The 14,780-nt window shown below is 72.2% G+C and carries 14 protein-coding genes; 11 read left to right on the top strand and 3 right to left on the bottom strand.

Features of this window, described 5'->3' with window-relative positions:
* Positions 1–74: 74 nt before the first annotated feature.
* The 4 genes from BLV24_RS07530 (at position 75) to BLV24_RS07515 (ending at position 2,967) form a co-directional block, all read left to right on the top strand.
* Complete coding sequence (locus BLV24_RS07530) at positions 75–500, top strand: hypothetical protein (RefSeq protein ID WP_092680563.1); 426 nt, start codon at positions 75–77, stop codon at positions 498–500.
* Positions 501–679: 179 nt separating this feature from the next.
* Positions 680–1,477 (top strand): tryptophan synthase subunit alpha, encoded by a 798-nt coding sequence (gene trpA, locus BLV24_RS07525; RefSeq protein ID WP_092680562.1) that lies wholly within the window; start codon positions 680–682, stop codon positions 1,475–1,477.
* 89 nt (positions 1,478–1,566) lie between these two features.
* Positions 1,567–1,773 carry a hypothetical protein gene (locus BLV24_RS07520; RefSeq protein ID WP_092680561.1) on the top strand — a complete coding sequence of 69 codons (207 nt, stop codon included), beginning with the start codon at positions 1,567–1,569 and terminating at the stop codon, positions 1,771–1,773.
* 192 nt (positions 1,774–1,965) lie between these two features.
* A complete protein-coding gene (locus BLV24_RS07515; RefSeq protein WP_425426087.1) occupies positions 1,966–2,967 on the top strand; it encodes an LLM class flavin-dependent oxidoreductase in 1,002 nt (333 codons plus the stop codon).
* Between the two features lie 64 nt (positions 2,968–3,031).
* On the opposite strand, the gene BLV24_RS07510 is transcribed toward BLV24_RS07515, so the two are convergent.
* The gene (locus BLV24_RS07510; RefSeq protein ID WP_176954669.1) at positions 3,032–4,273 is read right to left on the bottom strand and encodes a phospholipase D-like domain-containing protein; all 1,242 of its coding nucleotides are present in this window, start codon (positions 4,271–4,273) and stop codon (positions 3,032–3,034) included.
* A gap of 288 nt (positions 4,274–4,561) precedes the next feature.
* A complete protein-coding gene (locus tag BLV24_RS07505) occupies positions 4,562–6,955 on the bottom strand; it encodes an ATP-dependent helicase (protein WP_245710446.1) in 2,394 nt (797 codons plus the stop codon).
* A 398-nt stretch (positions 6,956–7,353) separates the two neighbouring features.
* On the opposite strand from BLV24_RS07505, the gene msrA reads away from it, so the two are divergent.
* Both msrA and BLV24_RS07495 read left to right on the top strand, forming a co-directional pair.
* On the top strand, positions 7,354–8,001 hold the full coding sequence (gene msrA, locus BLV24_RS07500) for a peptide-methionine (S)-S-oxide reductase MsrA (RefSeq protein ID WP_092680558.1): 648 nt from the start codon (positions 7,354–7,356) through the stop codon (positions 7,999–8,001).
* Positions 8,002–8,396: 395 nt separating this feature from the next.
* A complete protein-coding gene (locus tag BLV24_RS07495) occupies positions 8,397–9,266 on the top strand; it encodes a 50S ribosomal protein L11 methyltransferase (protein WP_092680557.1) in 870 nt (289 codons plus the stop codon).
* Positions 9,267–9,485: 219 nt separating this feature from the next.
* Here BLV24_RS07495 and BLV24_RS07490 read toward each other — a convergent pair whose 3' ends face one another.
* The gene (locus BLV24_RS07490) at positions 9,486–9,704 is read right to left on the bottom strand and encodes a YjiS-like domain-containing protein (protein ID WP_092680556.1); all 219 of its coding nucleotides are present in this window, start codon (positions 9,702–9,704) and stop codon (positions 9,486–9,488) included.
* 341 nt (positions 9,705–10,045) lie between these two features.
* Here BLV24_RS07490 and ruvC point away from each other — a divergent pair, with 341 nt between their 5' ends.
* The 5 genes from ruvC to ybgC all read left to right on the top strand — a co-directional run bounded on the left by ruvC (position 10,046) and on the right by ybgC (position 14,599).
* Positions 10,046–10,570: a crossover junction endodeoxyribonuclease RuvC gene (gene ruvC / locus BLV24_RS07485; RefSeq protein ID WP_092680555.1), complete on the top strand. Its 525-nt coding sequence runs from the start codon at positions 10,046–10,048 to the stop codon at positions 10,568–10,570.
* A complete protein-coding gene (ruvA, locus tag BLV24_RS07480; protein WP_092680554.1) occupies positions 10,567–11,301 on the top strand; it encodes a Holliday junction branch migration protein RuvA in 735 nt (244 codons plus the stop codon). Before ruvC ends, ruvA begins: the two co-directional genes overlap by 4 nt.
* Positions 11,302–11,311: 10 nt before the next feature.
* Complete coding sequence (ruvB, locus tag BLV24_RS07475; protein WP_092680553.1) at positions 11,312–12,385, top strand: Holliday junction branch migration DNA helicase RuvB; 1,074 nt, start codon at positions 11,312–11,314, stop codon at positions 12,383–12,385.
* Positions 12,386–12,485: 100 nt separating this feature from the next.
* Positions 12,486–14,192, top strand: a complete 1,707-nt coding sequence (locus BLV24_RS07470) for a hypothetical protein (protein WP_092680552.1) — start codon at positions 12,486–12,488, stop codon at positions 14,190–14,192.
* Entirely contained in the window at positions 14,189–14,599 is a 411-nt protein-coding gene (gene ybgC, locus BLV24_RS07465) for a tol-pal system-associated acyl-CoA thioesterase (protein ID WP_092680551.1), read from the top strand. Before BLV24_RS07470 ends, ybgC begins: the two co-directional genes overlap by 4 nt.
* Positions 14,600–14,780: the final 181 nt, after the last annotated feature.

The following is a 14,780-nucleotide window of genomic DNA, read 5'->3' as shown; positions in this document are numbered from 1 at the left end:
AAGGGTCCGCGGGGAGGACGAAGAGCCAAGCCCCGGGGCAGGACCCTGACGGGGCGCATCGAAGGTTACGTTACGTGGCGAAGTTCAATACGGGCGACATGGTCGTCCTCATCTCCGGCTCCATGCGGATGGCCGTCGAGAGCATCGATGCCGACAAGGTCAGCGTCGTGTGGTGCCATGAAGGGCGTATCGGCCGCGATACGTTCGACGAGAAGCTGCTGAACAAGTGGGAATTCCGCGGCAGCGACGACAACCGCAGCGGCGGCCGTCCGGGCGGCTTCGGCGGCGGTCATCGCGGCGGCGACCGCAACGACCGGGGCGGCCCCGGCGGCTATCGCGGCAACAACGACCGCAATGACCGCGGCGGCGACCGGGACGATCGCGACGGCGGCGGCTTCGGCGGCAAGCCCGGGCGCGACGACCGCGGCGGCCCGCGCGGCGGCAAGACCGGCTGGGACGGTCGCCCGCGTGAGAAGAAGTTCTTCCGCGACGACGATTGATCCGCGCGGCCGGGCGCGTCCCGGCCCGCACGCCCGCCCCGCCGCCGCCTGACCCGGTCAGCGCGCGCGGGGGTGGGTTCGACCCCGGCGCGGGCCCTCCGGCCCTCGCCCGATCCGACGACCGGCCGCCCGCCCGCGAACCAGGGGCGCGGCGGCGAGGCTGAGGCAAGAGGGCCCGCATGACCCGCATCGACCGTCGCTTCGCGAAGCTCGCCGCCGAGGGGCGCGCCGCCTTCGTGCCCTACGTGATGGCCGGGGATCCGGACCGCGAGACCTCGCTGGAGATCATCCGCGGCCTGCCCGCCGCGGGCGCCGACCTGATCGAGTTCGGCCTGCCCTTCACCGACCCGATGGCCGACGGCCCCGCCGTGCAGCTCGCCGGTCAGCGGGCGCTCGAGGCCGGGATGACCCTGCAGGGCACGCTCGATCTGGTCCGCGCCCTGCGCGAGACCGATGATGAGACCCCAGTGGTCATCATGGGCTACTACAACCCGATCTATTCCATGGGCGTGGAGACCTTCCTGGCGGAGGCGAAATCCGCCGGCGTCGACGGTCTGATCGTGGTTGACCTGCCGCCCGAGGAAGACGACGAGCTCTGCCTTCCCGCCAAGGCGGCCGGGCTGAACTTCATTCGCCTGGCGACGCCCACCACCGATGACAGGCGCCTGCCCAAGGTGCTCTCGAACACGTCGGGCTTCGTCTACTACGTCTCGATCACCGGCATCACCGGCGCCGCCGAGGCCACGGCCGCCGCCGTGGCCCCCGAGGTCGCGCGGATCAAGTCCCAGGGCGGCCTGCCGGTCTGCGTCGGCTTCGGCATCAAGACGCCGGAGCGCGCCTCGGAGATCGCCAAGGTCGCCGACGGCGTGGTGGTCGGCTCCGCCATCGTGGAGCGGATCGGCGCCGGCCAGTCCCCGGCCGAGGTGCTGGCCTTCGTCAAGTCCCTCGCCGACGCCGCCCACAACGCCAAGGGCTGAAGCCCGGGCGGCGCCGCGGCGACCGCGCGTCATGCGCCCGTCCCGGCGGCCCCGGGACGGGCGTTTCGCGTTCCGGCGGCGGGGACTGGATGTTCGCCCGCAAGATCGCGCGGCTGGACGTGGACAGGGCGCTGACCTCCCGCGGCTACGGCGCGTCGGACGTCGACCATGCAGGGAAGCGCTCGGCGCTGCCGGACCGGGCCGACGCCGGGGGGGCCGAGGGGCTGGAGGCCTTTGGGCGGACTAGGACCTTCCGCTCCCTCGACGGCCCGCCCACCGGCTTTCCGGTGGGCTGAGCGCGCGCCCTCTTCGTCACGCGTCCCTCGCCGCAAGCGCCCCTGCCGCAGCGCCGCGCGGGCGCCTCTTTTCCGCAAGCGGGCGGGGTGACGCGCGGCTCCCTCCGGTCGACGCCGCGCGCGCCCCCTCGCCTCCGCGCGCCCGCGCCCCTATGTTAAGGCCAACGAACCATTCCGGGGAGGGACCGCATGATCCCCTATTCGCTGCTCGACCTCGCCCCCGTGCCCGAGGGCTTCGAGGCCGCCGACAGTTTCCGCAACACGCTCGACCTCGCCCGCCAGGCCGAGCGTCTGGGCTTCACCCGCTACTGGATGGCCGAGCATCACAACATGCCCGGCATCGCCTCCGCCGCCACCGCGATCCTGCTGGGGCATGTGGCGGGGGGGACCAGGACCATCCGGGTCGGCTCGGGCGGGGTGATGCTGCCCAACCACTCGCCCCTGATCATCGCCGAGCAGTTCGGGACGCTGGCGACGCTCTACGGCGACCGCATCGACCTGGGGCTCGGCCGGGCGCCGGGGACCGACATGGCCACCGCCCGGGCGCTCCGTCGCGGCATGGATCAGGTCGACACCTTCCCCCAGGACGTGGTGGAATTGATGCGCTATCTGGGCGAGCCCGATCCGGGCGCCCATGTCCGCGCCTTTCCGGGGCAGGGCACGAAGGTGCCGATCTGGATGCTGGGCTCGTCGCTCTACGGCGCGCAGCTGGCCGCGCATCTGGGGCTGCCCTACGCCTTCGCCTCGCATTTCGCGCCGCAGCTGGCCGAACAGGCGGCGGAGGTCTACCGCGCGCATTTCCAGCCCGGCCAGCTCGACGCCCCGCATTTCATGCTGGCGATCAATGTCTTCGGCGCGGAGACGGAGGCCGAGGCGAAGCGCATCCGCACCTCGTCGCAGCTCGGCATGGCGCGGCTGCGCTCGGGCCGGCCGGGCAAGCTGCCGGCGCCGGTGGACCGGATCGAGGATCATCTCGACCCCGCCGCGCTCGCCATGGTGGCGGCGACCCAGGCCGTCACCGCCTGCGGCACGCTCCAGCAGGTGACCGAGGGGATCGAGACGCTGGTGGCCCGCTACCGGCCCGACGAGGTCATCCTCGCCGGCCAGATCCACGGCCATGCGGAGCGGGTGCGCAGCTTCGAGATCGCCGCCCAGGCGATGCGCGACATGACGATGCCCGCCGCCGCGGAATAGGCGGGTCGAACAGGCGGGGCCGAACAGCGGGGCCGAACAGGCGGGGCGGGGCGGGCCGGACCCGTCAGGCCTGGGAGCGCAGCGGCGACGCCGCGGCTTCCAGCGCCCGGCGCAGCATCGACCGCCTGCCCCAGCGCCGCGGGCAGACCGGCTCGCAGAGTTCGAGGTCCTGCTCGAAATGGCCGTCGAGCAGGGCGCACATCTCCGCGTCCAGCAGGTTCACCGCCACTTCGTGATCCTTGAGCCGCGAGCGCTGGTTGAAATTGGCCGACCCGATCGAGGCCAGCCGCCCGTCGATGGTGATCAGCTTGGCGTGCAGCATCGTCGGCTGATACTGCATCAGCGTGACGCCGGCGGCCATCAGCCGTTCCCAGTGCTCGGCGCCGGCAAGCTCGGACAGGCGCTTGTCGATGATCGGGCCGGGCATCATCACCTGCACCTCGACGCCGCGCCTGGCCGCGGCCTCCAGCAGGTCGGCCATGGTCTGGTCGGGGGAGAAATAGGGCGTGCAGATGCGCAGCCGCCGGCGCGCCAGCCGGATCAGCGCGTTGTGCAGCCGGGCGATGGAGTTCAGCCCGACCGAGGCCCCCGCCGGCGCCACCTGAGCCAGCGTCCCGCCGGTTTCGTCCACGCCGGGGCGGACGCGCGTTGGGGTCGGGGCCACGGTGAACAAGGGGCCGAGATCGCCGCCCGATTCCATCCAGTCTTCGTAGAACGCGGCCCGAAGGCCGGCCACCGCCGGGCCCCGGATGCGGAAATGGGTGTCGCGCCAATGGTCCGGCCCGTCGGCGTTCCCCTCCCATTCCGCCGCGATCCCGACGCCGCCGGTGAAGCCCACGCGCCCGTCGATGATCAGCGCCTTGCGGTGGGTGCGGTTGTCGGATTGCCAGAGCTTGAGGCGCGGCAGGGGGCGGAACCAGCGCACCTGCACGCCGGCGTCCTGCATCAGGGTCACCAGGTTCGAGCTCATCGGCCGCGCGCCGAACCCGTCCAGCACCACCAGCGTCTCCACCCCGTCGCGGGCGCGGGCGGCGAGGGCTTCGGCGAAGCGCTCGGCGATCTCGCCCTGCCAGTAGACGAAGGTGAGGAACTCGATGCGCCGCCGGGCGGCGGCGATGGCGTCGAGCATGGCGGGGAAGATCTGGTCCCCGTTGCGCAGCACGTCGACCCGGTTGCCCGGCGAGAACGGCGTGCCCAGCGCGCTTTCGAGCGCGAGCGCCAGGCGTCGCGCTCCGGGATCGGGACGCGGCGGGATCGGATGGCGCGGTCGGGGCGGCGCGGCGGGCGAGGCGTCGATCAGGGTCATGCGCGGGAAGGTAGCACGTCCGGGGGCGAGGTCACGGCGCCGGCGCGACCTGATTGCGGCGGAGCGGAATTCGGCGGCGCCCCTGCGGGGCGTTCCCATGTCTCCGGCCGCAAGCGGCCTTCGGGTCTGCCGCGTCCGGCGGCGGGGACGCCTGCATGTTCGCGGCGCGGCCGGCCGGCTGGAGACGGCGCCGCGTGCGCTTCCGGCTCTGGGCCGCGCGGGCGCGAGGGGGCCGCCGGCGCGCGGGTCGGCGCGCGGCGTTGGAACCGCGGGGCCGCGCGGGCGGGTTCAGAAGGGCGCGTCGTCGGCGGCGGTGACGAACTTCGCAACGATGCGCTTGGTTCCGGCCTTCTCGAAGGCGACGGTCAGCTTGTCGCCCTCCACCGCCTCCACCGCGCCGTAGCCGAATTTCTGGTGGAAGACCCGCACGCCGACCTCGAAAGTCGGGATCGCCTCGGCGTCGATCACCAGATGCGCGGAGTCCCGCGGCTGGCTCATCGGGCGTTTTCCGGCCCGCGACTGCATCCGGCGCCAGCCGGGCGAGTTGTAGGCGTCGGTGCGCGTCGCCCGCTCCTCCAGCTCCGAGCCGCGCATGACGCCGGGGATGTTCCCCACCGCGCCCTGCGCCGCCGCCCGCGCCGCCGGGTGGCCGTGCAGGCCCGGCGGGGTCAGCACCTCGACATGGTCGGCGGGAAGCTCGTCGATGAAGCGGGAGGGCAGGGCGCTCTGCCACCGGCCGTAGATGGCGCGGTTGGCGGCGAAGCTCACCACCAGATGTTCGCGCGCGCGGGTCAGGCCGACATAGGCGAGGCGGCGTTCCTCCTCCAGCCCCTTCAGCCCGCTCTCGTCCATGCTCCGCTGCGAGGGGAACAGACCGTCCTCCCATCCCGGCAGGAACACGGCCGGAAACTCCAGCCCCTTGGCGGCGTGCAGCGTCATGATCGAGACTTTCTCGGTCCCGTCATCGCTTTCGTTGTCCATCACCAGGCTGACATGTTCGAGAAAGCCCTGCAGGTTCTCGAACCCGTCCAGCGCCTTCACCAGTTCCTTCAGGTTCTCCAGCCGGCCGGGCGCCTCGGGCGAGGTGTCGGCCTTCCACATGTCGGTGTAGCCGCTTTCATCCAGGATGGTTTCGGCCAGCGCGATATGGTCGGCGCCCGACGCGCAGGCGGCGTGCCAGCGGTCGATGCCGTCGATCAGCTGGCCCAGCGCCTTGCGCGGCCGGGCGGTCAGCCCGCCGGAGGCGACCAGCGCGCGGGCGCCCTCGACCAGGGTCAGCCCGCCTTCGCGCGCCGTGAGGTTGATGGTCTGCTGCGCCTTGTCGCCGATCCCGCGCTTGGGATTGTTGACGACGCGCTCGAAGGCCAGCCCGTCATCGGGCGAGACCGCCAGCCGGAAATAGGCCATGGCGTCCCGGATCTCGCGCCGTTCGTAGAAGCGCGGGCCGCCGATGACCCGGTAGGGCAGGCCGATGGTCAGGAAGCGGTCCTCGAACACCCGCATCTGGAAGCCGGCGCGCACCAGGATCGCCATGGAGTCGAGCCCCAGGGGCGCGATGCCCCGGGTTCCGCGCTGGAAGGATTCGATCTCCTCGCCGATCCAGCGGGCCTCCTCCTCCCCGTCCCAATGGCCGATGAGGCGGACCTTCTCGCCCTCGTGCGCCTCGGTCCACAGGCTCTTGCCGAGGCGTTCCTCGTTGGCGTGAATGACCGAGGTGGCGGCGGCGAGGATATGGGGGGTGGAGCGGTAGTTCTGCTCCAGCCGGATGACGCGGGCGCCGGGGAAGTCCTTCTCGAAGCGGAGGATGTTGCCGACCTCCGCCCCGCGCCAGCCGTAGATCGACTGGTCGTCGTCGCCCACGCAGCAGATGTTGCGCGACCCCGCCGCCAGCAGGCGGAGCCACAGATACTGGGCGACGTTGGTGTCCTGATACTCGTCCACCAGCACGTAGCGGAAGCGGTGGCGCCATTGCTCCAGCACGTCCGGATGGGTCTGGAAGATGGTGATCATGTGCAGCAGCAGGTCGCCGAAATCCACCGCGTTCAGGCTGCGCAGGCGGGCCTGGTACATGGCGTAGATCTCGCCCCCGCGCCGATTGAAGGCGTGGGCCTCGTCGGAGGGGAGCTGCTCGGGCCGCCAGCCGCGATTCTTCCAGCGGTCGATGAGGCTCGCCATCATCCGCGGGGGCCAGCGCTTGTCGTCGATCTGTTCGGCCTGGAGGATCTGCTTGATCAGGCGCAGCTGGTCGTCGGTGTCGAGGATCGAGAAGCTGGACTTCAGGTGGACCAGTTCCGCGTGCCGGCGCAGCATCTTGGCGCAGAGCGCGTGGAAGGTGCCGAGCCAGGGCATCCCCTCGGCCGGCTGGCCGATCAGGTCCGCGACCCGGTGCTTCATCTCGCGCGCCGCCTTGTTGGTGAAGGTGACGGCGAGGATCTCCCACGGGCGGGCGCGGCCCTGGTTGAGAATATGGGCGATGCGGGCGGTGAGCGCGCGGGTCTTGCCGGTGCCCGCGCCGGCGAGCATCAGGACCGGGCCGTCCAGCGTCTCCACCGCCTCGCGCTGGGGCGGATTGAGCCCGTCGAGATAGGGCGTCGGCCGCGCGGCCATGGCGCGGGCCGAGAGGGACATCTCGGCGGCGTCCTCTAACGCGTCGAAGGCGTCGAAATCTGAGGCGGAGGTCATGGGCGGCAGGGTAGCGCGGACGGGGCGCCGGGGAAAGGGGCGTTCTTTATATGTTCCGCGCGGCGGGACGGGCCGGCGCAGGTCGCCTGCGGGGCGCCGCGTCGACCCGCCCGCGGGTTGGACCGGGACGCCCGCGGCGCGCGGAGGGGGCGGCGCCGGCGGAACCGGGGGGAGCGGCGCCGGTTGGGGACCTGGCCACGGGCGCCAGGGGCTGGACGCGCCGCGGGCGGAAGTTCTCCACGGGCGCGGCGGAGGACGCGGCGCTCCCTCGGCGGGGGGGGCGCGAGGACAGCGAGATGGCGCGCGCCGCCGCGCCTCGCGCCGAATTGTCGCGGGTGGGGCTAGGCGGGACCGTCCCGAGCCCTTACATTGGGGCCTCACGCCGGAGGAGACGCCGAATGTTTTTCATGCGCAAAGCCGACGACCTGCCGACCGCCGCCACCGCGCTGCCGGGTCGTCCCGACCCGATCCCCACCGCCGAACTGCACCACGTATCCGGACGCCCGCTCCAGGGTCCGTTCCCCGAGGGGATCGAGACCGCGGTTTTCGCCATGGGCTGTTTCTGGGGGGTGGAGCGCCGCTTCTGGACCCTCGATGGCGTATGGGTGACCGCCGTCGGCTATGTCGCCGGGCTGACCCCCAACCCCACCTACCGCGAGATCTGCACCGGCCGCACCGGGCACACCGAGGCGGTGCTGGTGGCCTTCGACCCCTCGGTCATCTCCTACGACCGCCTCCTGCAGACCTTCTGGGAGGGGCACGACCCGACCCAGGGCATGCGCCAGGGCAATGACGTGGGCAGCCAGTACCGCTCGGGCATCTATTATTCCGGCGACAGCCAGAAGATCGCGGCCGAGACCTCGCGCGACGCCTACCAGCAGCGGCTGAAGGCGGCGGGCTACGGCAGGATCACGACCGAGATCCAGCCCACCGGCCCGTTCTTCTTCGCCGAGGATTATCACCAGCAATACCTGTCCAAGAATCCGGGCGGCTATTGCGGCGTGGACGGAACCGGCGTGACCTGCCCGATCGGCGTCGGCGCCTGAGGGCGCGGGCGGGACTTCGGCGGAGCCCCTGCGGGGCGAGCCGTCTTCTCCGGCCATGACTGGCCTTCGGGCGGGCGCCTTCGGCGCGGGGTTGCCGCGCCCGGACCGCGCCCCGTACGGTCCTCGTGTGGCCCCCGGCGCAGGGCCCGGCCCCCAGGGACCCGTCCCGGAGGCCCCGACTCGGAGGGCTCGACTCGGAGGGCTGATCTGCAAGGGCCCGTCCGGGAGAGCCGGGCGACGGCGCCCCCCGCGCCCCCGGTTCCGCGCGCCGCGGGCGCCTCGTCGCCGCCCGCGCGCGCTCTGCGCGGCGCCTCCCTGCGTCTCCGCGCCCAACCCCGGCTTGACGCGACCGCCCCGGCGCCGCATCCCGGCCCCGCCCCAACGGAGACGCCGCGATGACCACCTGGACCGCCCTCACCACCCTTCCCGGCGAAGCCGCCGCCTACGCGCTGGGCGAGGATGTCGAGGCGCTGGACCTCGAGCCCACCGCGCTCGCGGTGCTGGAGGTCGAGGACGGCTCCGGCCTCTGGGAGGTCGGCGCCTATTACGAAGAGAAACCCGACGAGGTCGCGCTCGCCCTGCTGGCCGCCGCCCATGGCGCCCGGCCCTTCGCGGTCTCGAAGCTCGATGAGACCGACTGGGTCGCCCAGGTGCGCCGCGAGCTTTCCCCCGTCGAGGCCGGCCGTTTCGTGGTGCATGGCGGCCATGACGCCGCCGACATCCCGATCAACAAGGTCGGGCTGGAGATCGAGGCCGCCATGGCCTTCGGCACCGGCCATCACGGCACCACCCGCGGCTGCCTGCTGGCGCTGGAGCGGCTGCTGAAGGAGGGGCTGGTCAGCCGCCGCACGCTGGATGTGGGCTGCGGCACCGGGGTGCTGGGCATGGCCGCCGCCGCCGCCTGGCGGTCGGTCGTCGTGGCCACCGACATCGATCCGGTGGCGGTCCGCACCGCGCGGGCCAACGCCATCGCCAACGGCCTCTCCCCCTGGATGCGCATCGCCCGCGCCGACGGGTTGCGCGCCCCGGTGATCCGGAACGCCGGCCCCTACGGGCTGGTCTTCGCCAACATCCTCGCCAACCCGCTCAAGCGCCTGGCCCCGCAGATCTCCGAGGTCACGGCGCCCGGCGGCTATGCGGTGCTGTCGGGCCTGCTGCACGACCAGGCCCGCGGCGTCGAGGTCATGTTCGCGGGGCACGGCTTCCAGCGGGTCGATCGTATCCGGCTGGAAGGCTGGACCACCCTTTTGCTGCTCAAGGGCTGAGCGGGTCTGCGCCTGCTCAAGGTCTGAGCGGGGCCGCAACGTCGTCGGGACGGGCGCGCGCCGGTCGCGGGGCCGCGCATCGGCGGGCGCCGCCCCGGAACGGCTCCCCCGCGACCCTACCCGGCGACCCTCCCCCGCGACCTTCCCCCCGGAAACGAAAAACGCCGCCTCCGCATCGCGGAGGCGGCGCCGCCTGACCCCTTGAGGTCGGTCGTGTCGTCAGCGGCGCAGGCGCGCCGACAGATCGTCCGAGGTGATGCCTTCGAGGCCGATGTCCGACAGCTGGGTGCGCGACAGCTTGGCCAGCTCCGACGCGGTGCTACGGCGGGCGTTCCAGGTCTGGGCGGCGGCGACCACCGACTCGAACGCGCAGATGATCGAGTGGATGAGCACGGCGCCGCGGGGCAGGGCGGGGGTGTTGACGGTCATGTTGGCCATGGTCGGGACCTCAAGGCAGGGACGGCGGAAACGGACGGCATGTCAGGCGAAAAGCCGACGCGGGGCGGAGGCTTCATCGCTCGCCTCCGTCCCGCGCCAGCCGCATCTAGGGGGCGCCGCATCTTTAGGCAATCCCCGTTTTCGCATGGGACCCATGCGCACTGCGCATAGGAGAAAGCTGTTCGTTTACAGTTGGTTGCGCGAGGTCGGTTTCCGACGTTCCCGTGTCGGTTTCAGCCTCGGACCGTCTCGAAACCGTCACCGATCCGACCCCTTTCGCTGGCCAGATGTTCGCCTTTCGTGCTAGTTCTCCGAAAATTCCACGCGAAAGAGGCGGACGCATGCGGATCATCGGGATCGACCCGGGGCTCAGACGGACCGGCTGGGGGGTGATCGAGAGCGTCTCGGGGCGAATCTCCCATGTCGCGAACGGGGTCTGCGAATCGCGGGGCGAGGATCTGGCGACCCGGCTGCTGAGCCTGTTCGACCAGCTCACGGACGTGGTGGCGCGGATGGCGCCGGAGGCGGCTTCGGTCGAGCATACCTTCGTCAACAAGGACGCGGCCGGGACGCTGAAGCTGGGGCAGGCGCGGGCGGTGGCGCTGCTGGTGCCGGCGCGCGCCGGGCTGCCGGTGGCCGAATACGCGCCCAACGCGGTGAAGAAGGCGGTGGTCGGGGTCGGCCACGCCGCCAAGCCGCAGGTGGAGCACATGGTGCGCCTTCAGCTCCCCACCGCCACGCTCGCCGGCCCCGACGCCACCGACGCGCTGGCCATCGCGCTGTGCCACGCCTTCCATTCCCGCGCCGGCGGACGGCTGGAGGCGGCGCTGGCCGCGGCCTCCGGGACCGGGAGGGCCGCGCGATGATCGGCAAGATCTCGGGCCGCATCGACTATATCGCCGAGGATCACGTGCTGATCGAGGCGGCGGGGGTCGGCTATGTCGTCCACGCCTCGACCCGGACGCTGGCCGCGCTGCCGGGGCCGGGGGAGTTCGCCGCGCTCTACACCGAGATGGTGGTGCGCGAGGATCTCATGCAGCTCTACGGTTTCCCGACGCTGGTGGAGAAGGAATGGCACCGGCTGCTGGTCTCCGTGCAGGGGGTGGGGCCGAAGCACGCGCTGGCCATGCTCGGGCTGCTGGGGACGGACGGGGTCGGCCGGGCCATCGGGCTGGGCGACGCGGGCGCGCTGCGCCGGGCGCCCGGCGTGGGGCCGAAGCTGGCGGAGCGCGTGGTGCTGGAGCTGCGGTCCAAGGCGCCGACGGTGATGGCGATGGGGGCGCGGGGCGCGCGTCCGGCGCTGGCCGAGGCGCTGGTCGATGATCCGGAGGCGGCGCCCGCCGCGCCGGCCTCCGCTCACGCCCCGGCCGCCGCCCCGAAGAAGGGCCGCAAACCCGCCGCGCCCTCCGCCGCGCAGGTCGAGGCCGCCGCTTCCGCCGCCGCCCAGGCCGACGCCCTGTCGGCGCTGGTCAATCTCGGCTATCCCGAGGGCCAGGCCGCCGCCGCGGTGATGGAGGCCGCCGACGCCGAGCCCGGCCCGCCCGAGCCCGCCGCCCTGATACGCGCCGCCCTGCGCGCGCTTTCGCCCGTCCGCTGAGGCCCGCGCCATGCCCGTTCCCGCTCCCGACCCGGACCGCCTGCCCGATCCGGACCGTCTGGTGGACCGCGACGCCCGCCCGGGCGACGAGGCCGACCGCGCGCTGCGCCCCCAGACGCTCGACGATTTCGTGGGGCAGCCCGAGGCCCGCGCCAACCTCCGCGTCTTCATCGAAAGCGCGCGGATGCGGGGCGAGGCCATGGACCACACGCTGTTCCACGGCCCTCCCGGGCTGGGCAAGACCACGCTGGCGCAGATCGTGGCGCGGGAGCTGGGGGTGAACTTCCGCATGACCTCGGGCCCGGTGCTGGCCAAGGCCGGGGACCTGGCGGCGATCCTGACCAACCTGGACGCGCGCGACGTGCTGTTCATCGACGAGATCCACCGCATGAACCCGGCGGTGGAGGAGATCCTGTATCCCGCGCTGGAGGATTTCGCGCTGGACCTGGTGATCGGCGAGGGGCCGGCGGCGCGCACCGTGCGCATCGACCTGCCGCCCTTCACGCTGGTCGGGGCGACGACGCGGCTGGGGCTGCTGACCACGCCTTTGCGGGACCGGTTCGGGATCCCGGTGCGGCTGGAATTCTACGACATTCCCGACCTGGTGAAGATCGTGACCCGCGGCGCGCGCCTGATGGGCGCCCCCGCCGCCCCCGACGGGGCCGAGGAGATCGCGCGCCGCGCCCGCGGCACGCCGCGCATCGCCGGGCGGCTGCTGCGCCGGGTGGTGGATTTCGCGGTGGTGGAGGGGGACGGAACCGTGACCCGCGCCATCGCCGACCGGGCGCTGACAAGGCTGGGGGTGGACGACCTCGGGCTGGATGCGGGGGACCGGCGATACCTGCGTCTGCTGTCGGACCACTACAATGGCGGCCCGGTCGGCATCGAGACCATCGCCGCCGCCCTGTCCGAGGCCCGCGACGCGCTGGAGGAGGTGATCGAGCCGTTCCTCCTGCAATCCGGCCTGATCCAGCGCACCCCCCGCGGCCGCATGCTGGCCGCCCGCGCCTGGCGCCACCTGGGGCTGGAGCCGCCCCGCCCGCCGACGCCGGAGCCGCGTCCGGGCGGTCTTTTCGACGGTTGACGGGCCGGCCGAGGGGCGGGGCGGGGCCCGGCGCGGGCGGCGGGCTCGGCCTGAGCGTCCCGGATTGACGCGGCGACCGGGGCGGAGGATCGTTCATCCCATGATCATCCCCGCCGCCCTCCGCACCCGTTTCGGAAATCTCCTTCCGGCCGAGGCCCGGGTCCTCGCCCGCATGGCCGAGGACGAGGATGTGGTGATCGGCGGGGATCTGCCGACCGAGGGTGACGATACCCGAAAGATCCGCGCCGAATTCGTCGCCGTCCTCGCCCGCGGCGGCTGCGAAGGCGCCGCCCCGCCGCCAAGTGGCCTGCACATCCAGGGCGCCTGGATCGCCGGCCTGCTCGACCTGCGCGGCCCGCAGATCGACCTCGACCTCGGCCTTCTCGACTGCCGCTTCGACGCGCCGCCGCTGCTGCTTTCGGCCCGCCTCGCCAACCTCAGCCTCATTGGCTCGCATCTTCCGGGCATCGACGCCGACCGGCTCGAGACGCGGGGCGACGTGTTCCTGCGCGGGGCGGTGGTGCAGGGCGAGGCGCGGTTCCCCGGTGCGCGGCTGGGCGGGAACCTGGACTGCGTCGGCGCGCGGTTCGAGCGGGAGGGGGGCTTCGCGTTGACCGCCGACGGGCTCGAGACGCGGGGCTCCGTGTTCCTGCGCGGGGCGGTGGTGCAGGGCGAGGCGCGGTTCCCCGGCGCGCGGCTGGGCGGAAACTTCGACTGTGACTCCGCTTATTTTGAGCAAGAATATGGAGCTGCGCTCAATGCGGACGCCATTGAAGTAGAGGGCGACGTGCTTCTGACACGAACAGAGGTGCGTGGCGCAGCTCGTTTGCTCCATGCCAGGCTAAAGCATGACCTCATTTGCGTGGGGTCGTCTTTTCGCAAGGAGTATGGGGTCGCACTGATGGTTCGGGATGCCTGGGTCACGGGTGGGCTCATCCTCCGTGGCGAAACTCGCGTGTGCGGCACCCTCGACATGACGAACTCGAGATTTGGTTACATTGATGTCGAGGCGGCCTCTTGGCCCTCGGTCGGTGAGCTCATGCTAGACCGCTGCTGCTACGACGCCTTTATCTCAAGCCCTGTAGATGCGCGCAGCCGGCTCGACTGGCTGGCGCTGCAGGACGAGGCGCGGTTTGGGCAGGACTTCTGGCCGCAACCCTATGAGCAGCTCGCGAAAGTGTTCCGCGAGATGGGGCATGTCGCCGACGCACGAACGGTGCTGATCCGCAAGGAGAAGCTGCAACGCGTCGCGCGGCGGGCGAAGATGGGGGCCGCGCCTCGGGCGCTGTTCTGGCTGCGGGACGCGGCCTTCGCCGTCACGGTGCGCTACGGACGCGCGCCGATGCTGGCCTTCGTCTGGCTGGCGGGGCTGGCCCTGATCGGCTTCGCGATGTTCTACGCGGCCGAGCGGAACGGCGCGCTCAAGCCCAACACCGGCTACACCCTGCGCGCCGACGAATGGGTGGCCTGCGGCGCCGCGCTGGGCGCTCCGGTGCATGATGCCGGCACGGGCGAGACGCTGAAGGGGCGACGCGCGTCCGGTCAGACCCGGCTCGCCTGCTTCCTCGCCCAGCCGGAGGGCGCCAAATACCCGGAGTTCAACGCCTTCGTCTATTCGCTCGACACGCTCCTGCCCATCGTGGACCTGGAGATGCAGGACTACTGGATCCCCGACGAAAGCGCCGAATGGCCTTTCGCCCGCGCCGCGCGGTGGTATCTCTGGGTCCATATCGCGCTGGGCTGGGGGCTGTCGCTGCTCGCGGTCGCGGGATTCTCGGGCCTTGTGAAATCGGACGGAACGCCATGACCTCTCGCCCGCCCCACACGATCTCCGTCCGCGTCTATTACGAGGACACCGACCTCGCCGGCGTCGTCTACTACGCCAACTACCTGCGTTTCTACGAACGCGGACGGTCCGAGGCGTTGCGCGATCTCGGCATCGACCAGGTGGCGATGAAGGCCGCGGGGCTGGTCTTCGTGGTGCGGAGCTTCGCGCTCGACTATCTCGTCCCCGCCCGCTTCGACGACCTGCTGGAGATCCGGACCGGGATCGGCGCCCTGCGCGGCGCCTCGCTGGAGATGACGCAGGAGGTGCTGCGCGACGGCGAGACGCTCAACCGCGCCACGGCCCGGATCGCCTGCATGACCGTCGAGGGCCGCCCGGCCCGGCTGCCCGCCGACCTGCGCGCCGCGCTCGCCCCCGAGCGCGGCTGAACGGCGCTCCGGGCCGAAGGGCAGGGGGGCGCGAGGTCGGGGGGCGCCGCAGCGTTCCGCGGCCCCCGCCCGCCGCCCCCCCTGCGGCGTCTTGAGCAAGCCGCGCGCGGGCGCCGAATGGTCACATTGCCGCCGCCCTTCTGTTTCACCCGCAAGCCTTGCTGTAGGATGCGTTTCCGGA

It is taken from the genome of Albimonas donghaensis (assembly GCF_900106695.1).
GTDB lineage: Bacteria > Pseudomonadota > Alphaproteobacteria > Rhodobacterales > Rhodobacteraceae > Albimonas > Albimonas donghaensis.
Note: the sequence above shows the minus strand (reverse complement) of the source record. Positions and strands in the feature narration are given on the sequence as shown.